21 protein-coding genes are annotated in these 23,048 nt (G+C 35.2%); 17 read left to right on the top strand and 4 right to left on the bottom strand.

Annotated features, from left to right (window positions below):
- Positions 1-237: 237 nt before the first annotated feature.
- The 11 genes from Bccel_RS08545 (at position 238) to Bccel_RS08495 (ending at position 11,701) form a co-directional block, all read left to right on the top strand.
- Positions 238-924, top strand: coding sequence for a response regulator transcription factor (locus tag Bccel_RS08545; protein ID WP_036937885.1), 687 nt, complete (start codon positions 238-240; stop codon positions 922-924).
- A 43-nt stretch (positions 925-967) separates the two neighbouring features.
- Entirely contained in the window at positions 968-2,500 is a 1,533-nt protein-coding gene (locus tag Bccel_RS08540; protein ID WP_036937881.1) for a sensor histidine kinase, read from the top strand.
- Positions 2,501-2,630: 130 nt separating this feature from the next.
- On the top strand, positions 2,631-4,178 hold the full coding sequence (locus tag Bccel_RS08535) for a S1C family serine protease (protein ID WP_050753285.1): 1,548 nt from the start codon (positions 2,631-2,633) through the stop codon (positions 4,176-4,178).
- Positions 4,179-4,334: 156 nt separating this feature from the next.
- Entirely contained in the window at positions 4,335-4,526 is a 192-nt protein-coding gene (locus Bccel_RS08530) for a hypothetical protein (RefSeq protein WP_036937878.1), read from the top strand.
- 130 nt (positions 4,527-4,656) lie between these two features.
- Positions 4,657-5,115, top strand: a complete 459-nt coding sequence (locus Bccel_RS08525; protein WP_036937875.1) for a helix-turn-helix transcriptional regulator — start codon at positions 4,657-4,659, stop codon at positions 5,113-5,115.
- 34 nt (positions 5,116-5,149) lie between these two features.
- A complete protein-coding gene (locus tag Bccel_RS08520) occupies positions 5,150-5,749 on the top strand; it encodes a class I SAM-dependent methyltransferase (protein ID WP_036937872.1) in 600 nt (199 codons plus the stop codon).
- Positions 5,737-6,588: a class I SAM-dependent methyltransferase gene (locus Bccel_RS08515; RefSeq protein WP_050753284.1), complete on the top strand. Its 852-nt coding sequence runs from the start codon at positions 5,737-5,739 to the stop codon at positions 6,586-6,588. Before Bccel_RS08520 ends, Bccel_RS08515 begins: the two co-directional genes overlap by 13 nt.
- Positions 6,579-7,859 carry a radical SAM protein gene (locus tag Bccel_RS08510; protein WP_036937869.1) on the top strand — a complete coding sequence of 427 codons (1,281 nt, stop codon included), beginning with the start codon at positions 6,579-6,581 and terminating at the stop codon, positions 7,857-7,859. The genes Bccel_RS08515 and Bccel_RS08510 overlap by 10 nt, the downstream gene beginning before the upstream one ends.
- A complete protein-coding gene (locus tag Bccel_RS08505) occupies positions 7,856-8,593 on the top strand; it encodes an alpha/beta hydrolase (protein ID WP_036937866.1) in 738 nt (245 codons plus the stop codon). Before Bccel_RS08510 ends, Bccel_RS08505 begins: the two co-directional genes overlap by 4 nt.
- A 239-nt stretch (positions 8,594-8,832) precedes the next feature.
- Positions 8,833-9,504 (top strand): endonuclease III, encoded by a 672-nt coding sequence (gene nth / locus Bccel_RS08500; protein WP_036937865.1) that lies wholly within the window; start codon positions 8,833-8,835, stop codon positions 9,502-9,504.
- 49 nt (positions 9,505-9,553) lie between these two features.
- Entirely contained in the window at positions 9,554-11,701 is a 2,148-nt protein-coding gene (locus tag Bccel_RS08495; protein ID WP_081926779.1) for a cell division FtsA domain-containing protein, read from the top strand.
- 119 nt (positions 11,702-11,820) lie between these two features.
- On the opposite strand, the gene Bccel_RS08490 is transcribed toward Bccel_RS08495, so the two are convergent.
- Together Bccel_RS08490 and rpmB are read right to left on the bottom strand one after the other, a co-directional pair.
- The gene (locus Bccel_RS08490) at positions 11,821-12,507 is read right to left on the bottom strand and encodes a PsbP-related protein (RefSeq protein WP_036937862.1); all 687 of its coding nucleotides are present in this window, start codon (positions 12,505-12,507) and stop codon (positions 11,821-11,823) included.
- 474 nt (positions 12,508-12,981) lie between these two features.
- Positions 12,982-13,170, bottom strand: coding sequence for a 50S ribosomal protein L28 (gene rpmB, locus Bccel_RS08485; RefSeq protein ID WP_036937860.1), 189 nt, complete (start codon positions 13,168-13,170; stop codon positions 12,982-12,984).
- 456 nt (positions 13,171-13,626) lie between these two features.
- Here rpmB and recG point away from each other — a divergent pair, with 456 nt between their 5' ends.
- The 6 genes from recG (at position 13,627) to cobT (ending at position 20,708) form a co-directional block, all read left to right on the top strand.
- Positions 13,627-15,726: an ATP-dependent DNA helicase RecG gene (gene recG / locus Bccel_RS08480; RefSeq protein ID WP_036937858.1), complete on the top strand. Its 2,100-nt coding sequence runs from the start codon at positions 13,627-13,629 to the stop codon at positions 15,724-15,726.
- A gap of 201 nt (positions 15,727-15,927) precedes the next feature.
- Positions 15,928-16,488 (top strand): 16S rRNA (guanine(966)-N(2))-methyltransferase RsmD, encoded by a 561-nt coding sequence (gene rsmD / locus Bccel_RS08475; protein WP_036937855.1) that lies wholly within the window; start codon positions 15,928-15,930, stop codon positions 16,486-16,488.
- 119 nt (positions 16,489-16,607) lie between these two features.
- Positions 16,608-17,087, top strand: coding sequence for a pantetheine-phosphate adenylyltransferase (gene coaD, locus Bccel_RS08470; protein ID WP_036937852.1), 480 nt, complete (start codon positions 16,608-16,610; stop codon positions 17,085-17,087).
- Positions 17,088-17,101: 14 nt separating this feature from the next.
- A complete protein-coding gene (locus tag Bccel_RS08465; RefSeq protein ID WP_036937850.1) occupies positions 17,102-17,539 on the top strand; it encodes a hypothetical protein in 438 nt (145 codons plus the stop codon).
- Positions 17,540-18,104: 565 nt separating this feature from the next.
- Entirely contained in the window at positions 18,105-19,469 is a 1,365-nt protein-coding gene (locus Bccel_RS08460; protein ID WP_160317706.1) for an LTA synthase family protein, read from the top strand.
- 168 nt (positions 19,470-19,637) lie between these two features.
- Positions 19,638-20,708: a nicotinate-nucleotide--dimethylbenzimidazole phosphoribosyltransferase gene (gene cobT, locus Bccel_RS08455; protein WP_036937848.1), complete on the top strand. Its 1,071-nt coding sequence runs from the start codon at positions 19,638-19,640 to the stop codon at positions 20,706-20,708.
- A gap of 144 nt (positions 20,709-20,852) precedes the next feature.
- On the opposite strand, the gene Bccel_RS08450 is transcribed toward cobT, so the two are convergent.
- Complete coding sequence (locus Bccel_RS08450; protein WP_036937846.1) at positions 20,853-21,629, bottom strand: hypothetical protein; 777 nt, start codon at positions 21,627-21,629, stop codon at positions 20,853-20,855.
- Between the two features lie 89 nt (positions 21,630-21,718).
- Complete coding sequence (locus Bccel_RS08445) at positions 21,719-22,897, bottom strand: DUF1617 family protein (protein WP_036937845.1); 1,179 nt, start codon at positions 22,895-22,897, stop codon at positions 21,719-21,721.
- Between the last annotated feature and the right edge of the window lie 151 nt (positions 22,898-23,048).

The raw sequence follows: 23,048 nt of genomic DNA, 5'->3' as shown, positions 1-23,048 counted from the left end.
TCAATAATGATATGGAGTGGATAATACAGAGAGACCTGATTCCTAAGCCTTGGGATTTATGTTTGAAATTTTAAAATTCTTTTACATTTTAAATAATGATTGTTTCAAACCGGTATGGTATAATTGAACAAAATCAAGAATTGATTTTGTCAACCTTGATTGTTGTCGTGAGAAATTGTAGTGTGAATACACTACAATTTCCTAGACATGAACAAAACTGCAAAGGCGGTAGAATATATGACCAATAAAACAAAGGTTTTAATTGTTGATGATGACATAAATATTTGTGAGTTAATACGACTGTACTTGGAAAAGGAAGGATTTGAGGCATATCCTGTTTATAATGGTATAAAAGCATTAGATGCTTTTAAGGAGAATACCCCTAGCATAGTCATACTGGATATAATGCTTCCGGGAGCGGATGGTTGGCAGGTGTGCCGTGAGATAAGAAAAATCAGCAGTATTCCCATAATAATGCTTACTGCAAAGGGAGAAACTTTTGACAAGGTACTTGGGTTGGAATTAGGAGCAGACGATTACATGGTAAAACCTTTTGAGCCTAAGGAGCTTGTAGCTAGGGTCAAGGCAGTATTAAGAAGGTATGAGCATAAGGAAATAGATGTTCAGGAGGTTGTATATCCAAACCTGGTTATAAATAGAACCAACTATTCGGCAAGGGTGAACGGTAAGGAAATTGAATTCACCCCAAAAGAATTGGAGTTGTTGTTTTTTCTTGCATCTAATCCCAATAAGGTTTTTACCAGAGAGCAGCTTTTGGAACAGGTTTGGGGGTTTGACTTTTATGGTGACTCAAGGACTGTTGATGTCCATGTAAAAAGATTGCGTGAAAAAATGGAGATAGATAATCAAATATGGCAATTAAAGACTGTATGGGGTGTTGGCTACAAGTTCGAAGTGAAATAGTAAAGCTATTCTATAGTCATTTATAGCTATGCAGAGGTGTTTTATGTTCAAATCAATTTTCAGCAAGCTAATAGTTCTTTTTATTTCAATAATTATAATAAGCTTTTCCATAACCGGAATTATGCTGTATTTTATGCTTGATAGTTTCGTCTACTCCGAGAAGGAGAGTGACTTAAAGCGCAATGCAGATAGCATTATCGCTGCTTTTTATGATTATGCAACCTATGATTTGGATATAGTTGGGAATGATTATTTGTTAAGACAGTATATAGAGGCGTATCTTCAAAAAATCGTTACAAACGAAATGGAAAAAGTAAGACAGTATACTCATTCCTATGTATGGATTGTAGATGAACAAGGGTATATTGGATTTGCAAAACCCGAGCTTAATTCAAGTGAAATGCATGATGTAACAAGGAAACTTGTTTTTGAAAATAAAAGATTCAGATTACCGGATGAAAAGCAGTACCGTAAGGTTATGTTATCAGGTAGTGATGTGGTGGAGAAAAACGACTTGTACGGGCTGTTTGGAGAAAGAAGGCTAACCATAGAAAAACCCATCAGAATAAAAGACAATATGGGAAATGAATTTATTGGTGCCGTATATTTAAGTACTTCAATTCCTGATGTTTATGAACTTCAGAGGTCAATTATAATGTTCTATTTTTATGCGGTGGGTATTTCCGTCATTATCGTCATATTATTGGCTTATGTGTTCTCGAGAAGGATATCCAAGCCTTTAAAAGAGATTAATGAAGCTGCAAGGGTTATAGCAGGAGGTGAGTTCCAGAAACGTCTTAACATAAAGTCCCAAGACGAAATAGGGGAACTGGCAGTGAGCTTTAACAATATGATTGAAGCATTAAGGAACCTGGAGGAGATGAGAAGAGGGTTTATTGCCAATGTTTCCCATGAACTCAGGACTCCGATGACTTCCATAAGAGGGTTTATTGAAGGTATACTTGATGGGACTATTCCGTTTGAAAGACAGGATTATTACCTTACAATTGTGAGGGATGAAGTTAACCGGATGAATAGATTGGTAAACGATCTTTTGGATCTTGCCAGGATGGAGGGTGGAGAAGTTAAGCTAAACCTTATTGATTTTAACATTAACGAACTCATAAGAAGGACGGTAATAAAGATAGAAAGCCTTCTTGTAAGTAAAAATATCGACATAGAAGCCTATTTTGAATCGGAGGACATGTATGTAAATGGTGATGTGGATTCCATAGAAAGGGTTATACTGAATTTAGTCCATAATGCCGTTAAATTTACCCAGGAAGATGGTAAGATAAAAATAAGTACCATTAAGAAAAGGGATAAGATATGCGTATCAATAGAGGATAACGGGCCGGGAATCGATAAAGATGAGATAAGCCTTATTTGGGATAGGTTTTATAAAGCAGACAAATCAAGGGGGAAAGACAAGTCAGGGACTGGTTTGGGCCTTGCAATTGTAAAAAATATCATTTCAGAGCATGGACAGGAGATATCTGTTGAAAGTGAGCCTGGTCATGGGGCAAAGTTCACATTTACTTTAAATAAATCAGCTGATAAAGGGTCTCAAAGTTAACAATTTGTTCATATTTTTTTAAAAATAGTTTCTTAAAATAGTATTATAGGATTTAAGTTGATAAATTTTCTGTATTTAAATATTCATAATTACAAACAAACAGCTTAATAACTGGAGAGGAGTTTTAATAATGGATGATATGAATTTTGGAAATAATGAATTCGAGAAGAAAGAACCTGTGTCAGGGAATGACACAAATTCAAATTACCAAGCGGCCGGAGGAAATGAATTTAATGCAAACCCTTATAATGAGGGTGAAATTAATGAATTTAATGCTAATACGGATACATTTAGTGAAGCAGTTGAAGTTACCTCTCAGGGAGGTCCAAGCGATATAGTTCAAGTTAGCAGCGTAGAAGCGGTAAGTTACAACAATACAAGAAGCGAAGAAAACTCTGGGAATTCATATGGCAGCAATCCTGGTGACAGCATGAAAAAGGGCACATTCTATACAGAGTCTGTTAAAAAGCCCAGAAAGACTAGAAATCCTAGTATATTACAGCTTGTTATTGTTGCTGTAGTAAGTTCAATGATAGGCGGTACAATTGTAGGATCATATTTTCAGTTTTTAGCACCAGCTGTGCAGCCTTCATCCAAAAGCTTTTTCAGTAACTTTATAGGAAGCAGTGACAATTCTAATACATCATCAGGCACCAATGAAAATGCTGGAACAATTAAGAAGGTAGAAATTGTTCAGACTGAAGATTCTGCAGTAACGGCAATTGCTGAAAAGGTTAGCCCTTCAATCGTAGGAATAAGGGTAACATACAAAACAAAAAGCTTTATTTTCGATATGAGCCAGGAAGGAAAGTCTGAAGGCTCTGGTATCATTATAAAGCCCGACGGTTACATCATGACAAATTATCATGTTGTGAAAGCAGCAGCAGAAAGTGTTCGTGGAAGTAATGCAAAGCTTGAGGTTATACTGCCTAGCCAGAAGGATAAGCCATATGAAGCGGATATTATCGGTGGAGATGAAAAGACTGATTTGGCTGTAATTAAAATAAATGCAACAAACCTTCCTGCTGTTGAGTTTGGGAATTCAGATAATCTGAAGATCGGGGAATTGGCAGTAGCAATTGGTAATCCTGCAGGTCTTGAATATATGGGATCTGTAACAGTAGGAGTTATAAGCGGTGTGAACAGGACAATTCCTATAGATGATGGCAAGGAGCTCAGGCTTATTCAGACAGACGCAGCTATAAACCCTGGAAACAGCGGTGGAGCATTGTTAAATTCAAAGGGACAGGTAATAGGTATAAATACTGCGAAAATCGGAGAAAACGGTTATGAAGGACTTGGCTTTGCAATCCCGATTAATAAAGCCAAGGAAATTACCGACAGTCTTATGGAGTTTAAATATGTTAAGGGAAGACCGCTTCTTGGAATCGAAAGTGATCCGAATTTCAATGAGGAAGTAGCAAAGCAGTATGATGTTCCTATGGGAGTATTGGTTGCACAGGTTACACCTTTCTCCGGTGCTTACAAAGGCGGAATAAAAGCCGGAGATATAATTACCAAGTTTGATGGAAAAGCTGTAAAATCAGTTGAGGAAATTAATGAACTCAAAGTGAAACATAAGCCTGGTGATACTGTTGCGGTAGTAGTTTACAGAGATGGAGAGACTCTCACACTGCAAGTGCAGTTATCAGAGGACAAGGGCGTAGTTAAAAAGTAAGATGGAACATTTAAAAGGTGTTGTTGGCATAAAAGCCTCAACATCTTTTTTTATTTCTATGAAATAATGTTTTTTATAAAGAAATCCGATAATTATATATATAAAGTTTTGAATATGCTATTATGTTTTGCGAAAAAGGTGAGGGAGAGATTGGCAATGAGCAAAAATGAAAGTAAAAATGAAAGTAAAAATGAAAATGCAAATAATCATGAGAAAACAAAGCATTCTTCTGCGGAAAAACAAATAAAGAATAGGGAGGATAAGATAAAGGATGCAATGAACAGCTCAGATTCTACTGAGGTATTGGCCAGAGCTATAAAATCCCTGCTTAATAAGGATAATGAGTAGTATTTAAAAGTTAGCTGTATAAAGAAATGAAGCAGTTGGTGGAATACAGCAAAAGAGATAATTAAAGTCATATACGTATTTACAAAGTTACTCCTTTAGTGTAAAATTACACTAAAGGAGTAACTTTGTTATGACGAGAGATGAATTTATTAGGAATATAGATGTAAAGCTTAAACTTATAAGATATGAAAGGGATTATACGCAGGATAAAATGGCTGAGGTTTTAGGCATATCTAAAAAGACGCTCATACAAATTGAGAAAGGGCGGGCAAGTCTCGGATGGATGGGTGCAGTTGCCTTGTGCACCATATTCAAAGACAGCGAGGTTCTTGAAATGATATTTGGCGGTCATCCCCAGGATATTATAACCACATTGGCATTTGACAAGTGTGAAGCCAGCTATGAAAAAACTATGGGTGGAAAGATATGGTGGGTGGATATTGAATTAAAAAATGAGCTAAAGATACAGCAGAACATTATCTCCAAGCATTATAGGATTCTTGACAAAGAAAATAGGAGAATATGCTCATCTTTTGACTATGACTATATGAGAAAAAGGCTTGATGAATTAACGCTTGATGAAAAGTAATTAAGGAATGAAATGCAATTATTAAGAGGAAGTATTGAAGGATGAGAATATGAGCTTTTTATTTAACAAACTATCAAGGTTTTATGATGCTTTTATGGAAATTACCGGACTTTCCAATGAATCTCTTCTTCTTGACCATATAGGTGATTTAGAAGGGCTAAAGGTGGCAGATGTGGGCGGTGGTACCGGAACATTGGCAAAAATAATGCACCATAGGAATGCAGAAGTTACCGTAATTGATCCAAGTACTCCAATGACGCAAATTGCCTTGAAAAAATGCCCCGGACTAAAAATAATTAACGCATCAGCAGAGAATATTTCGGTAGAAAACAACTATTTCAATGTTGTGTGTATGCGGGATTGCCTGCACCATATAAGAAGTAAGCAGGATACTGTTAAAGAGGCAGCAAGGATACTTAAACAGGGGGGCAGAATAGTTATTCAGGAATTTAGACCAAGCTCAGTAGTATCCAAGTTTATTTATGTTTTTGAAAGAAGCCTTGGTGAGAAAACTGTTTTAGTAGAACCTGAAGAGCTTGTTGAAATGATGAAGTGCAACGGCATCCATGGTCAAACCACAAATGTGAGTAGTTTCGAATATGTTTTTTCAGGGGTGAAAGAGTGGGGAGAATAAAGCTGTATTTTAATGTGGCAAAGAATTTTATCACAGGTAACACTGTAAAGAAACAGGATATTGCCAAATCTTACAATGAAGTTAGCCATGGTTATGATAATGAGTTTATAGATGTTATGCACAGGTACAATGTTTCTATGCTGTCAATGCTTAGTATACCCAATGAAGCAAGGGTTTTGGATCTGGCCTGCGGTACCGGCTTTAATTCCAAGTGGATTTATGAAAGACATCCCGATGCCCTAATCCATGCTTCAGATATTTCCAGTGGTATGCTTAAGGAAGCGGATAAGAAGCTTTGTGGAAAGGTTAAGTTGACAGAGGCTTCAATGCTTGATTTTCTAAAAAAGCATGAATCGGGTACGGTGGATGTAATTGTCTGCAGTTGGGCACTAAAGTATGAACCGCCCTTAAAGGTACTTAGAGAGTGTTGGAGGGTTCTTAAAAATGGAGGGCAGATAGGTATAATTGTTAATACTAAGGCCACCCTTCCGGAAATAAGAAAGATATACAAGTATTTATTGATCGATAATTCAACTGAAATAAATAAATTGATGATGGAACTCCCAAATCCTAAGAATGAAAAACAACTAAATAAATGGTTTCGTATTTGTGGGTTTGATCAAATAAAAACCTCCCATGGATGCCATTCTTTCAGTTTTGATTCAACGGATGATGCGGCCAGATGGGTGACGTCAACCGGTGCCCTTGCAGGATTTGACGTTATGCTCCATTTGAAGGATAACGGTATAAAAAATCAGATTTCACTGCTATTGGAGAAGTTTAGAATAAAAAGTATTACTCATGATTTTGTTTTGGGGGTTGGATATAAATGCTTATGAACGCTTGGGTGATTTTAAATATGGTATTTGATAGGAAATGTATTAAGCTAGGCTGGGATATTCACAATATGTTTTCTAAAAACAGAAGTTATAGGATGAGAAATCTTATTAAGGCAGGGCTAAATGTAATAAAAAACGATAGAATTGTAAAACATGAAGGAATGTACATAGTCAACTCCTTCATGCCGCCGTTAAATTCAAAGGCATATAGAAGCATTCTCACGGCAGTGCCGGGAGAGGGCAGCGAAATTTTTTTAAGCCATACTGAAGGAAAGCGGAAGGCACCTATTTCCATATACATTTCCGCTACCTCCAAATGCATGTATGACTGCTGGCACTGCAGTGCCGCAAAAAGAGGCATCCAATGTGATACAGATACTGATAGAATGATTGAACTTGTAAGGAAAATACAGAATATGGGTACCGGTATAATTGGGTTTACAGGAGGTGAACCGCTGCTTAGGGATGATCTGGAGAAAATAATTTCCAGTATAGATGACAGAAGTGTGTCATTTGTGTTTTCTACAGGTTATGGACTAACCTATGAAAGGGCAATGAAGCTAAAAGCATCAGGTTTACTTGGTATAGCCATAAGCTTAGACTCTTTGGATTCTAAAGAGCATGACAAGGGAAGAGGTTTTGAAGGTGCTTATGACCATGCAATTAAAGCTATTAACCATGCTAAAAAGGCAGGCCTTTATACTATGGTGCAAACAGTGTGCACCAGGGAACTTTTAGCTGACAATAAACTCTATGATTTTGCAAGGTTTATGAAGGAATTAGGGGTGGATGAGATGAGAATAATTCAGCCATTACCTTGTGGCAGGCTTGATTCTGACAGTAGCTCGCTGTTAAATGCTGAAGAAGAAAGAAAGCTCATTGATTTTCACATTCAGTGTAACCATAACAAGAAACTACCTAAGGCATCTGTGTTTTCATATTTTGAATCAGATGGACAGTTTGGATGTGGTGCAGCAGTACAGCATTCTTACATAGATAGCGAAGGCAATTTATACCCCTGTGATTTTGTGCCTTTGAGTTTTGGAAATGTATTTGTCACTCCCATTGATGTCCTCTGGCAAAGGATGCATGGGTCTATAGGTAAGCCCAGAGGGTACTGTTTTAGCAAGGCAGAATTAAAAGATATTTTAAAAACCAAAGAAAATGTTAAATGCTATCCATTAGAAGCAGAGGACTTATGCATTGAATGCAAGTGTCAGAATCCCAAGCTCCCTGCATTTTACAGGATTCTTAAAGGTGAAAAGGTATGAAAATTACGGTTAGGGGTATAATGCTAAATTATGAGACCATTGGAGAAGGACAGCCTGTAATTTGTATCCATGGGTGGAATGAGAACAATAGGGTTTTTAAGTCTTTGATTTACAGAAGGTTGCTAAAGGAGTGTAAGATATATGCCATTGATCTTCCTGGCTTTGGTAAATCCCAGTGTCTAATTGATTATGATTTTAAAGGACTGACCGATATTGTGGATGAATTTGCAAATGCATTGGGCCTTAATAATTTTATTTTAGTTGGGCAGTGTATGGGAGGTATTATTGCTTTAGATTATGCAATAAGGCATAGTCATAAGGTTTCTAAACTTATTTTGGTCGAGACAATGATATATTTTCCAATTTGGATGAATTTATTGCTTTTTGAATTTTTTAGTTTGCGGCTATTGAAGTTAATGTTAAGGCGTAAAATAGGATTTAAACTTCTTTCTGTACACAGAGTATTCAGAAAATCAGGAAGGAATAAAAAACTTGCAGGAATGTTTGAAAAAGTTGATGTAAAAAACTCAATAAAGTATATAAGGCTTATGAAAGATTATTCAAGGTACGATCATATCGAAAGGGCTAAAATACTTGGAGATATCCCTGTTGTGTTGATTACAGCAGGAACAACCTTCAAGCAGGTTAGAAAAACTTCCAAAGATCTTAAAAATACATTAAATAATGTTAGCATTATGCATTTTTCGGATAAAAACCACTTTGTTTATATCTAGATTAAAAGTGATAAATCTCTTACATTTGTCTGTCGCAAATCCCGTTGAGCCGTTCGTTATTTGCTCCGCCAAATGTAAGATTATTAACACTTTTAATATAGGTAATTATATAAATGTTTAAAAATAATTGTTCAGGGTATATAGATACCGAACTGTAACGTTATATATCAGTTGGGTATCAATAAAATGCTATAATAAAAATTGAACAAGATTACGATATAGTAGAAAGCAGGCAATATATGAAAAAGAACAATAATATTATTTCGAAGAACAAAATAGAAGAAGTATTGGAAATACTGGACAAAACATATCCTGATGCACGTTGTGAGCTGAATTTTAATACTCCGTTCCAGTTACTGGTGGCTACCATGTTAAGTGCCCAGTCAACTGACAAAACAGTTAACAAGGTCACAGATAAACTATTTTTGAAGCATCCTGAACTGGAGGATTTTCTGAAGCTTGACCAAAGCCAGCTGGAATTGGAAATTAAGGAAATTGGCCTATATAAAAACAAGTCAAAGAATATTAAAGAAATGTGCAATATACTTGTTGAAAAGTTTCAGGGAAAGATTCCTGATAATATGGAGGACCTTGTGTCGCTCCCGGGAGTTGGAAGGAAGACTGCCAATGTAGTATTGAGCAATGCATTTAATGTTCCTGCTATAGCGGTGGATACCCATGTTTTCAGGGTTTCCAACAGAATTGGACTGGCTGATGCAAAAAATGTAGATATCACTGAGGAGCAACTAAGAAAAAATATACCGATGGAAAAATGGTCGAAAGCACATCATTTGATTATTTGGCATGGAAGAAGGATTTGCGTGGCAAGAAAGCCAAAGTGCGATGATTGTCCGGTTGCAATATTCTGCAGATACTATAAGGAACAGGTGGATAATAAAAAGATAAAGTAAAATATAAATCACTTTTGATATAAATAATCTGTTTGAAAGAGGTGTTGCTATGTCTACCGAAACTAACAAAGCTGTAAAGAAGATTAAAAACAAAAGCACTGGGGACCAGGATAGCAGCAGTATATGTTCAGATAGCAAGGTTAAATCCCTGGAGAGTCTGACTGGTGTAGAGAAGGAAGACATGATTTTCTCCATGGATATAGGAACAAGAACAATTGTAGGTATTGTTGGATACATGGAAAAAGACAAGTTTAAGGTTGCCGCGGCAGAAGTGGTAGAGCATAAAAGCAGGGCAATGCTTAATGGGCAAATCCATGATATTGAAAAGGTAGCTGAAGTTGCAGGAGAGGTAAAGGATAAGCTGGAAAAAAAGATAGGTATGAAGCTTGAAAAGGTTGCAATTGCAGCAGCAGGAAGGGTATTAAAGACTTGTGAGGTAAAGGTTGAGAGGGAGATTGACCCGGGAGTGTCAATTGACAGGGAGCTTATTAATGGTTTGGAGATGGAAGGTATACAAAAAGCACAGGCAATTCTTGATGAAAATGAAGCTCCTACTGGTCAGACAAAGTTTTATTGTGTGGGATACAGCGTAGTTAATTATTATCTCAATGGTTATGTTATATCAAACCTTACCGACCATAAGGGAAAAACTATAGCAGCTCATATATTGGCTACTTTCCTTCCTCATGTTGTTGTAGACAGCCTTTATACAGTTATGAATAAAGTTGGTCTTGAGGTGATCAATCTTACATTGGAGCCTATTGCGGCCATCAATGTAACCATTCCGTCTGAACTGAGGCTGCTGAATCTGGCACTGGTAGATATAGGTGCGGGAACTTCAGACATAGCATTGACAAGAGATGGGAGTGTGGTAGCATATGCCATGGTACCTGTTGCAGGAGATGAATTGACTGAGAGAATAGCAAGGGAGTATCTTTTAGACTTCAATACTGCAGAGGAAATAAAGACATCACTTTCAAAAAATTCATCAGATAGTATATCCTTCAAGGACATAATGGGTAAAAAGCATGTTATAAACGCAGCAAAAGTACTCGAAGATATTAAACCATCCATACAAAACCTGGCAATGGTGGTCTCGGAAAAAATTCTCGAATTGAATCAGAAGGCTACAAACGCAGTATTCCTTATAGGAGGAGGAAGTCAGATACCAGGGCTTACTGAGATGATAGCTGAAATACTAAAGATTCCTCATGATAGGGTTGCACTAAGAAACCGTGATAATATCAACAATATCAAATTCAGTGGGAAAAAACTTTCAGGTCCTGAAGCGATAACCCCTATTGGAATAGCTGTTACAGCACTTAATCATAGAGGGCATGACTTTCTAAGCGTTACGCTTAACGGTAAAAAAATAAGGCTATTTAACTCAAAGAAGCTTACAGTATTAGATTCACTGGTTCTTATAGGATTTGACTCAAACTCTCTTATAGGCAGATCGGGTAAAAGCATCAGATTTACACTTAACGGTGAAGAAAAATTTATTAAAGGTGAGCATGGACAAGCAGCAAGAATTTTCGTAAACGGAGAAGCTGCAAGCCTAGATACTGTTTTAAAACCTGGAGATCAAATAATAGTAGAACCTTCTATACATGGCAGGAATGCTGAAGCTAAGCTTTCGGACTACACTGAAATCAAACCTAAAAGAAGTATTAAATTTAATGGAGATCTCATTTACACAGGAACTCATATTTTTGTTAATGGAAATGAAGTAGAGGAATATTTGAATATGTCAGATGGTGATTCAATTCTTGTGAGGGATATAACAAGTGTCAATGATCTTTTGGAGTTGTATGGTTTTGATATGGAGAAATCCAGGGTTATAGTCAATGGAAATAAACCGGATGTATCATATACCCTTTTAGAAGGTGATGTTGTAGAAGTTGGACTTGGAGCTGATGATAAGCCAGATTTTGATGGATTTGCTATAAATGATCCAATTATTAATACCGGTGAGAAAACAAACAACGAATCATTCTATGTTACTGTAAACGGTAAGAACACTATCCTTAAAGGAAATAAGCCCCAATATATTTTTATTGACGTGTTTAATCATATAGATTTTGATTTGTCATCAGGTAAGGGAAATGCAGTGTTCAAGCTAAATGGTGAGAAGGCAGCTTTTACAGATGAAATAAAACCGGGTGATGTGATTGAAATAAGCTGGGAGCCATCCTAGGTATGATTAAAAATTACTTCCGCTTTCTACGCAAGTGTTGATGAGTTAAGTCAACGCATGAGCCAAATTTATAGCGGAAGTTATTTTTTGATTATGCCTTAAGATGTTAAAAATCACTCCTAATAAATCTTTAATGAATTTACAATATCATAAAACAGCTTTTTCTGATAGTTATTCCACGATTCTTCAGGGATAAAATAGCTTATCCTGTAAAGCTTGCCTTCTTTTTGCAGGAAAACCTCATTTGATTTTATCTGCTTTCCATTTTTGTCAATTATTGAATAATCCCAAACGTATCCATCCAAATTGTTTAGTTTAATTGGTTTTGAGCTAAAGTATTGATAATTTAGCTGTGACGTTGATTTGGCCTTTTCAAGAAATTCAGGCAGAGGTTGTGGTAAATTCCATACCTGCACAAAGCCATTTGAATACTCCGACTTTAACTCCACATGGTAGAGTATGTCGCTGCCGGATAGCTCCTGCTCATCTATAGTGAAAATGGATGGGTAGTCGAAGCCGAATTTGCCCTTCTCAGATATGAAATTTTTAAAGGTCTCAGTCCTTGGCTTAATAAAGGGCAACCCAGTTTCTATTGATCCGTCCTTGTTAGCTTCATTTATGAATACATTTTCAACTGTAAAATCGGCAGGGCATGAAAAAGACAAGCAATTGTTTATCGTTAATATATAATTCATGTTTTTGCTTAAAATAAAATTGACCAATATAAATAAAGCAAACCATGCTGATAGCAATATGCATGTCCTAGCAATCTTTTCTTTGTAGTTTTTAATGAATATAACATACAAGTAAATCACTCCAGTTTCTATTATTGTTTTTATAAAATGCTTAGGACTAGCCATGACAACAATCAAGGGCACAAAATTGCAAACGGTTTCGTACAAGGAATTTTATATATAATTTATATTAATACAGGATAAATAATATTCATCAAGATTAATAATATTTTAATAGGCATCAGATATTCACGAAAATTGCATAATTGAATATACTATAATAAAAAGTGATAAATCTTTTCCATTTGTCTAAGTCAAATGGAAGATTATTAACACTTTTAATTTAGGTAATAAAATAATGCCGGGAGTGGTTATTATGAAGATTTTGGTATTGAAAATGCCCAAGTTAGTTGGGAATTTACTTAAAAAAGTACTAAAGATGAGTTAAAAATGATAAAAAATAAAAAAGCTTAATGCTTTTTTATTTTTTAATGTTTAGGAAATTATGGTGTATTACACGCCATAACTATAAAATTCTTTTTGATTTTAAACAGCTCTTGTTACTTTGTTTGAACGCAAGCATCTTGAACAAATATATATTGATTTAGTTGTACCTTTATCAACAATCTTTACTTTCCTGATGTTTGGTTTCCAACTCCTGTTAGTCTTTCTGTTTGAGTGGCTCACTCTCAATCCGAAGAGAACATCTTTGCTGCAAACTTCACACTTTGCCATTATATCTACACCTCCTTTTAGTCTGGAGAAATATTTATATTAATATTTGTTTGCTTTACCCAAAGCAAATATAATTCTAACACAATACATGTGGATACTGCAAGTGATTTTTACAAATTTTATTTAAAATTTGATTTTAAATAAAATTTGGTGCATTTCAAAAAATTGATTATTCAATTATTCTATGGGTAATATCATTAGTTCAACATTTTGAAATGCAGAATTGCCTAATTAATAATTTGTTAATACCTCAACCGGAAAATTACATGTCGAATGCCGGTTTTATATGATAAAATACAAATAAATAAAATATATGCTCTACCTGCAAAAGAAAGATGAATACATAAAAATCAACATTAATATTACATTTGGCAGAGCGAATAAAGATCGGTTCAACGGGATTTGCGATAGACAAATTAATAAAATTAATTGATTTTTATAGACGGAGAATTTTATATGGAAGAAAATACTCGAAATAATAATATAAAAGAGGTTATGAAAAAAACCATAAAATATTTAAAAGGAATTGGAGAAGTAAGAGAAAAGCTGTTTCACAGGCTAGGGATTTACAATATTGAAGATTTGGTTTCTTATTTTCCTCGTGATTATGAAGACCGGAATAATATAAAAAAGATAAATGAGCTCCAGGATGATGAGAAATGTGCTTTTGAGGGCCAAATATCATCCAGGGTTACCGAGCACCGGCCTAAAAGAGGTTTTACAATAAGCAAGCTTGTTATAAAGGATGAAACGGGCTCTATTACTGCGTCATGGTTTAATCAGCCATATATTAAAAATGTATTTAAACCGGGGGAGAAATATATTTTCTTTGGAAAGATTGCAAGAAAGTTCAATTCTATAGAGATTCAGAACCCTATATACGAGAAGGCGGGCGAAGATAAATTTAAAAACATGTGCAGAATTGTGCCTGTTTATCCATCTACAATGGATTTGTCACAGAATGTTATACGAGCTGCTGTAAGAAGTGCTATGGATGCTGTTGGCAGCAATGTTGAGGAATCACTACCTCCATCAATCAAAGAAAAATATAAACTGCCGGAAATAAATTATGCTTATTCAAACATACATTTTCCAATAAGCTTTGAAGATTTTAAAAATGCCAGATACAGACTTGTGTTTGAGGAGCTTTTCTTTATGCAGATAGGGCTCTTGAGTTTAAAAGCTACCTTAACAAATGAACACAAGGGCATAAAGTTTAATAAAGATGATGATAGAATGGATGCTTTTATTAAAGCTTTGCCGTTCTCTCTTACTTGTGCACAGGAAAATGTTTTTTGTGAGATAAAGAATGACATGGAAAGCAATAAGGTAATGAACAGGCTTGTTCAGGGAGATGTAGGGTCCGGTAAAACAGTTGTTGCTGCACTTGCATTGTATAAGGCGGTCTTAAGTGGATATCAGGGAGCATTGATGGTTCCTACAGAGATTTTGGCCGGGCAGCATTATATAACCATGTCAAAGCTGTTTAAGGGATTTGGCGTAAATGTTGCTCTTCTGACAGGAAGCAAGACTGCAAAAGAAAAAAGAGAAACCATCGGGAAATTGAAAAAAGGTGAAATTCAAATTCTCATAGGCACTCATGCACTTTTAGAGGACAAGGTGGAGTTTAATTCTCTAGGACTTGTAGTTACAGATGAGCAGCATAGGTTTGGAGTTAGGCAAAGGGCTGTACTGTCTAAAAAGGGGAATGATCCAGATGTTCTTGTTATGACTGCAACACCTATACCAAGAACACTTGCTCTTATACTATATGGAGACCTGGATATTTCCATCATAAATGAGCTTCCTCCAGGTAGAAAGCCCATTAAAACATATGCGGTAGATAATGGTATGCGGCAAAGGATATATGACTTTATAAGAAAAAAAGTTAAAGAGGGAAGACAGATATACATGGTGTGCCCTCTTGTTGAAGAATCTGAAGAAATAAGTGCCAGGTCTGCAAACGAGCTGGCAGGTACTATTGCCGAAAATGATTTTAAAGATATGAGGGTGGGACTTGTTCACGGTAAAATGAAACCCAAAGACAAGGAGGCTATAATGGGTGACTTTGTTAAGGGAAATCTGGATATATTGGTTTCAACTACAGTAATTGAAGTGGGAGTTAATGTACCCAATGCAACTGTTATGGTTGTGGAAAACTCTGAAAGATTTGGGTTATCACAGCTCCATCAATTAAGAGGTCGGGTAGGAAGAGGTGAGGAGGAGTCTTTCTGTATACTATTTAATGAGGGGAAGGGTGCTGTAGCTAAGGAAAGAATGAAGGTTATGGAAAAAACCAATGATGGGTTTGTTATTTCGGAAAAGGATTTGGAGCTGCGGGGACCGGGAGAATTTTTCGGAACCAGGCAGCATGGGCTGCCGGAGCTTAAAATTGCAAACCTGTATAAGGATATGGAAATACTTAAAATAGCACAGGAAGCAGCCATTAATATCATTACAGAGGATCCGAAGCTATCAAGTGACGAAAATATAAGAATAAAAATGGCTGTAAAAGAAAAATTTGAGGGAAAAATAGAAGGACTTAGCTTCTTATAATCGAATAATGTATTATAGTGTGTATATTGGGGTTGACAATTAGAAATCATAATATAAAATAACATTATATGAAAGATTAATAAGGAATGGCTTAGAAATAACATCCGATTCTTATCGTCCAAAACCCCGTTAAATCGTCGTGATTTTGTCCTCGAGAATAGGTCGCTATTTCTAAGGCATACCTTATTACAAGTTGGAGGAATGCTTATTTTAAGGGTAATATCTGGCTCTGCCAAAGGGCATAAGCTAAAAACAAAAGAGGGTAATTCCACAAGGCCTACAACAGACAGGGTCAAGGAATCACTGTTTAACATTATAGCAGGATATTTGGAAGATGCTACAGTGCTTGATATCTATTCCGGAACCGGAAGCCTTGGTATAGAAGCTTTGAGCAGAGGTGCCAAAGAAGCAGTATTTGTGGACCAATCCCGTGAGTGTGCCGGTATAATAAAAGACAATCTAGTACATACAAAGCTTCTGGAAAAATCACAAATACTAAACTGTGATGTTAGATCAGCTATTTTAAAGCTATCTGATGCAGGAAGAAAATTCGACTTGATTTTTATGGATCCACCATATAGAAAAAATTTTGTTGAAGAAACATTAAATTATTTGGTAAATAGTGATATAATTATAGACAATGGTCTAATAGTTGCAGAACACGAAGAAATGGATAAAGTTCCTGAGCAAGTTGGAGAAATTAAGCGATTTAGAAGTCAAAAGTATGGGAAAACGATTCTATCATTTTATAATAAGGAATAAATGAAAAATTACTTCCGATTTCTATGCGGGGGTTGACGAGTTAAGTCAATACATGAGCGAAATTTATGGCGAGTTATTTTTTGATCATGGCTAAATAAAATTTTAAGGCGGTTGGTAATTTGAAGGTATGTGTATATCCCGGAAGTTTTGATCCTGTGACCAATGGTCACCTGGATATAATAGATAGGGCAGCAAAGCTATGCGATAAATTGATTGTAGCAGTTCTTGTCAATTCCAGAAAAAATCCGGCCTTCTCATTGGAGGAAAGGGTAGGGCTTTTGGAGAAAGTATTGAAGGACAGGGATAATGTTGTTGTAGAGTCTTTTGATGGATTGCTTATAGATTTTATCAAAGAAAAAAATGCTTGTTCAATTATTAAGGGGTTAAGAGCTGTATCGGATTTTGAATATGAGTTACAGATGGCATTATTAAATAAAAACCTTGATCCTGATGTTGAAACACTTTTTATGATGACAAATATAAACTATTTTTTCTTAAGCTCTAGTGCGGTCAAGGAATTGGCAAGAAATAACGGAAATATAGAAGGACTTGTACCGGAGTGTATAAGAGAGGATATAATGAACAAAATCACGAAGTGATTGGGAGGAATATAATGGAGATCCTATCTATTTTGGAAACTTTGGAAGATATAATTGAAAAGAGTGTTAGTGTGCCGTTTAGTGGAAGATGTCTTGTAGATAGGGAGGAGATATTGGAAATCATTAAAGAAATGAGGCTGAAGCTGCCGGATGACTTAAAACAGGCCAAATGGGTGAAGGAAGAACGACAAAGGATACTTATGGAAGCCCAGAAGGAAGCTAATAATGTAGTTAAGGAAGCGGAAAGCAAAATTTCTGCATTGGTTGATGAGCATGAAATTTCCAAACAAGCATACGATCAAGCAAATGAGATAATCTCCAATGCACAAAAGAATGCAAAAGAAATAAGGCTGGGTACAAGGGAATATGCGGACAGCATTCTGAATAAAGTTGAGGAGATTTTAAAGGAAGCTTTAGAGGTTGTCCAAGCTGACCGCAGTGAACTAAAGTAATGTGTACACTATAGTCACTGCGATATGGACATGTAAATAGCTCATACTGTAAATTGCTCTCTAGATGTATAAATTCCTGATAAAAAATAAAATATATTATATGAGAAATAAATTAAGAAAAATGGCGAAAATAATAAAGTTCGTCTATTTTTTTTGATTTCTAAGAAAAGTTATTTATGGCAATTACAGCGAATTAAAACATTTAAGAGATTACAGGTGAAGATGAATGAAGCGGTTTTGGGTTAGGCAGATGAACAACTTTACAGCAATATTTAGAGATAAAGGACAGCTCTCTTTATTTACTGTACTGTCAATTTTTATATTATTAAATACACTTAAGATTTCTATATTCAATTTGATATTAACAGACAATAAATCGGCTAACATCGCACAATATAAAATAGTATACACACTTTTGTTTATGGTTGTATTAATAAACATATTTTTATTACTAAAGTCCAGAATCCTATTTTTATTGCTTTATTTATTACAGTCACTTTATATAATAATTAATATTTCCTACTATATGTTTTTTCACAGCTATATTCATGTTATGCAGTTTATAATGCTTTTTAAAGAGGGCTTTACTGCAGCAAATCAAAACTCAGCACCTATAAATTTGAAAATGCTTATAATACTCATTGATCTGCCTGGTTTTATTCTGGTCTATAGGAATTTTCACAGAATAATTGATTTTAGAAAAAGCAAAAGGTTTCTTACTGTATTGGTAACCTGCCTTTCGCTGATTTTGCTAGCAGCAATTGAAGTGAGAAGCTACTATTATGAGTGGTCATTAGTTCATCTGGTTCAAAGCAAATATAATGGTGAAAAGCCTATAGTAGAGCGATATGGGACGGTAGCCAACAATGTTTTGGGTATATACTTAAATAGAAATGAGAAAGTGATTATAGATAAGTTAAAATATGGAGAGGTCCAAGCTGGAAAAGCAAGCATGAAAGACAATCCAAATTTTATTTTTATCCAAGTAGAAGCCATGGATTCCAATGTTATAAATAAGAAATACAAGGGAAGCTATATTACTCCTTTTCTGAATTCTCTAAAAGATAGCTCTGTTTATTACCCATATGTATTAAGTGAGCATATGGGAGGTGGTACGTCAGATATTGAATTTTCGGTAATTAATAGTATAGAGCCTCTTGAGGGATACTCCGCCCAGAAACTTTCAAATTATAATTACCCCAATTCATTTATTAAGGTACTTCGTAAGAATAACTATTCTGCCATTGGATTTCATGGAAACAAAGGCAGTTTTTTTAATAGGAATATATCGTTTCCCAAGATGGGCTTTGAAAGGTTGATTGATATGGATGATATGGGTTTTAAGGATGTTGGATGGGGGGCACCTGACAGGGATGTTTTAAACTATGCCTTTGACCATATGACAAAGATGAGCAGGCCTTTTATATCCTACATTATTACAATGACAAGCCATGGCCCATTTACAAATGCGGGTAAATATTATGATAATAAGATTTTTGATGGAGTTGAAAATGTAAACATAAAAAACTACTTCAATTCCATGTCATATGTAGATAAAGTACTGGAAGATTTCGTGACAAGAGTCCGGACTAAATATAAAAACACATACATCTTTATATATGGGGATCACACACCAAGTATAAGGGATAAAGAATATATGCAGGCATCCTTTGATTATGATAACAAATATTTTGAATTTATTCCGCTTTTTATATTAACTCCGGATAACAGGAAGTATATTGAGAACAGCAGGGCAGTATCCATGCTTGATTTCTCTCCAACTTCATTAAAAGCATCAGGTGTTGAATATAAGATAAAGTCTGACGGTGTAAACCTTCTAGAATTTAAAAAAGACTGGAGAGGAATTAAATTTAAAGATATGACTTATAATAGGCAATTTCTGTATGAAAAGATTGAGGGGATAAAATAGCACTCAACTATTTTGACAAAATCCGGTATGAGTGATAGAATCTGATTGGTTTTAGGTAGGGCGTTTCAAAAAAAATAATTTTTGGGTATTTTTTACAAAATATCCTTAGGAATGCTCTGTTTACCAGCTAATTATTTTTTATATATTATTGAAAGGTGGGTCAAATATATGATGGATAAAATAATAGACTTGATAGAGTCTCCTGATAAATCTGCCATGAATGAGGCTTCCAAAAGACTTGATACGCTTATAAAGCCTATTGGCAGTTTGGGTGTTTTAGAGGAAATTTCTATAAAGCTTGCTGGTATTTTTGGCAAGGTAAACAATAAAATAGAGAAAAAGTGTGTCGTAGTAATGTCGGCAGATAATGGTGTGTGTGAAGAGGGAGTAAGCACCTGTCCACAATTTATAACTATCATGCAGACAATAAATATTATCAGAGGATTCTCAGGTGTAAGCGTTCTTGCAAAACATGCAAATTCAGATATTAAGGTTGTAGATATTGGGATAAATGGAGATGTGCAGTACCCAGGACTTATTAATAAAAAAGTCAAACCGGGAACTTCAAACATGGTAAAAGGGCCTGCTATGACAAGAGATGAGGCTGTTTTGGCAATAAATACTGGAATTGAAATTGTAGGTGAGCTTGTAAGAGATGGGTATAATCTAATAGGGACAGGAGAAATGGGAATAGGAAATACTTCAACAAGCAGTGCTGTTCTTATGGCATTTACAGGGCTTGAAGCCGATAAAGCAGTAGGCAGGGGTGCAGGAATGACCAATGAAGGATATGAGGCTAAGAAGAAAACTATTCTTAAAGCATTGGAGTTAAACAAACCTGATAAAAATGATGCGATAGATGTTTTAGCAAAGGTAGGAGGGCTTGATATAGCCGGGATGGCAGGCTGTTTTTTAGGAGGAGCATACTATAAGGTTCCGGTTGTAATTGATGGCTTTATATCAGCTGTTGCCGCTTTAGTAGCCTATAAGATAAATCCGAAGGTCAAGGATTACATGATTCCTTCTCATATATCTGAGGAACCGGGCTTTAAGCATGTTATTGAGTATATAGGACTAAAACCGTTTTTAGGTCTGGAAATGAGGCTTGGAGAGGGCTCAGGTTGTCCTATTGCTTTTAATGTAATAGAAGCTGCAACAGAAATTATAAATAAAGTGGCTACTTTTGAAGAAGTAGAAATGAACAGTGATTTTTTAATTGATATGCGGAAGGATTGCTGATTAAAAAAGGCTATTGCAAAACGATACATAATCAATTACTCCATATTGTGCGGATTTGAAAAGATTAGGCACAATATGGAGCATTTAAAGTCATTTTGCAGCAGGACCCTTTTGTTATGAAAGTGTAATGCAATTATAAGATTTTTAATAGGATATGTCATCAAAATATATTTTTCCTGACCAGTCAGGAGCGTTTTGTCCCTTGGCCATTTGAATGCCTATCTCCATTGTTTGATCTTCAGTTACACCTTTTGGAGAAAAGCTAATTTCATTCCATCCTGGTTTAAGATTGTTTGCTATATCAATCCAGCCGCCGTCAGTCCATTTCCAAGTACTGGTGGTTTTAATGTATAATAAAAGACCATATGATGCTTTTTTGAATGCACTTGATACCAAAGTATCAGGAATAAATACCTTAGCAGTAATTTTTTTCCCTGTGAAATTGACAGGTGAAGCAAATGCTAGCTTTATGGCACCTTTTGCAGTTTTGCTGGCTCCTAGCTGGCCTGTCAGGTTGGCTGTAATTGCTGCCGAAGATGAGCCGGAAGCTTTTTGATCATTGCTTATAGATATATCCTTAAAGCCAAGTTCACCATCATTATCGCTTTGCCAGTTGGAAATTTCCCATGAACTTAAACTGGACTCAAAGTCAGTTATATTTTGAGCTGTATAGCCTTTATAAGAGGGTAAAGTTGAAGAATTTGATGAAGTTTCAGGGCTTGACCCTACAGATGCATTGGGATTTGGGGATGCGTCCGGGTTTGGAGATGCATTTCCAGGTCCGTTTAATTGCACTTCAGTTGAAGACTCATCAACAGAAAATAGTGGAGCATCATCGGTTTTTGACGAACATGCTGCAGTAAGAGCTAGAATTGTGACAATCAGTATTCCTAAAAATAAATAAGAGATACGACTTTTCATAGATTTCCTCCTTGAATATAGATCAGTTTATTAGAAAAGTTCTATTCTTATTATTATCGGATTTTTCATAGGATAAGTTTATAATTATGCTATTTCATGTCTTTATTGAATTTTTCCAGCAATGCCTTTACCTCTATAAAATTATCTTCTATGCCATTAAAAGCATTAAAAACTTTTTGATAACATGAATTGCCGACAGGGTTTTTGAGTTTTATATCATTGGTGTTTGGGAAAACAGCATTGGAATCTCCTATATTATCAGCTTTGTTTGCGATATTGACAAACATATCATGATACAGCTTGCTGGTTTTGTTGTAATCTAAAAAAGGCCAATTGTACTTTAGCTGGGACAAATTATGGGATGCTATTTCATATTCCTTGGAAAGTGCTCGTTGGAAGCCTTGTGTCATTTTATTTTGAATATTTTCCGAAAGAGATAGTAACTTAGTCAGATCATGTTTTTTTAGTGTATTTTGATTGGAATTATAAAACTCAATCAGAAGCTTAATAGAGCTTTCAAATATTAAAATGTTGTCAATGGAAATGTTATTTGATGATATAAAAACATCCTCACATTTCCAAAGGTTTAAATATTTCATAAATCCTTCATCATAATCACCTGAATTAAACAATTTACTTATATCAGTCAATTCCAATTTAAAAAATGAAATATGGTTTTCAAATTGATATTTACTGCTTAATCTTGGACCATAAAAAGCTTCACTTTCAGCAGCACTTTCCAAGTATCTGTCCATGTAAAATTTTTCAGGTATTGAAAATGCGGCCTCTGTAAAAAGTTTTACCAGCTCGTTTCGTACTATTTGACTATCATTTAGTGTTTTAGAAATAATCTCATTGTTATAATCATACTTATCAACCAAGTCATCAAAATCTTTTGAAGCATTTCGATTATCATCAAGAGTAATTGAAAGCTGTTTAATTCTGAAGTTTATTCTATTGTAAATTTCCTCTTTTTCAGGCAGTACACTTACTCTTTGCAACTTTTGTTCAAAGGGCTTTCCGACAGGTAAGTTCAAAATCATAAATATAACTGACATCAAAAAAACAACAATACTGGCTAAGGATAATATGCTCACTGTCAAAGAAAGCTTTTTATCTGGTAAATTACTGCTTTTAAATGCGTAAATAAATAAGAAGGCAGGTACTGCAAGAGTCAGATAAATCGGTATTTGAAATTTTAGAGATATTATAAGAAATAATGATACAAAAAGTGCCAGAATGCCTGATATGAAAGTAAATTTTTTCATTATACACCTCATGAGTTCTTTCGTTTGTATAAATCAATATAATTATACTTGGTTTTATTTCAATAATCAATGATATATAAATTGCTGTAGTTAAAAGATGTAATAATTAAAGTAACCAACCGTTCATATCAAGACTTGTTGGTCAACAATA

The sequence above is a fragment of the Pseudobacteroides cellulosolvens ATCC 35603 = DSM 2933 genome (assembly GCF_001262605.1).
GTDB lineage: Bacteria > Bacillota > Clostridia > Acetivibrionales > DSM-2933 > Pseudobacteroides > Pseudobacteroides cellulosolvens.
The sequence above is the reverse complement of the archived record's forward strand: the minus strand, read 5'-3'. Positions and strand labels throughout refer to the sequence as shown.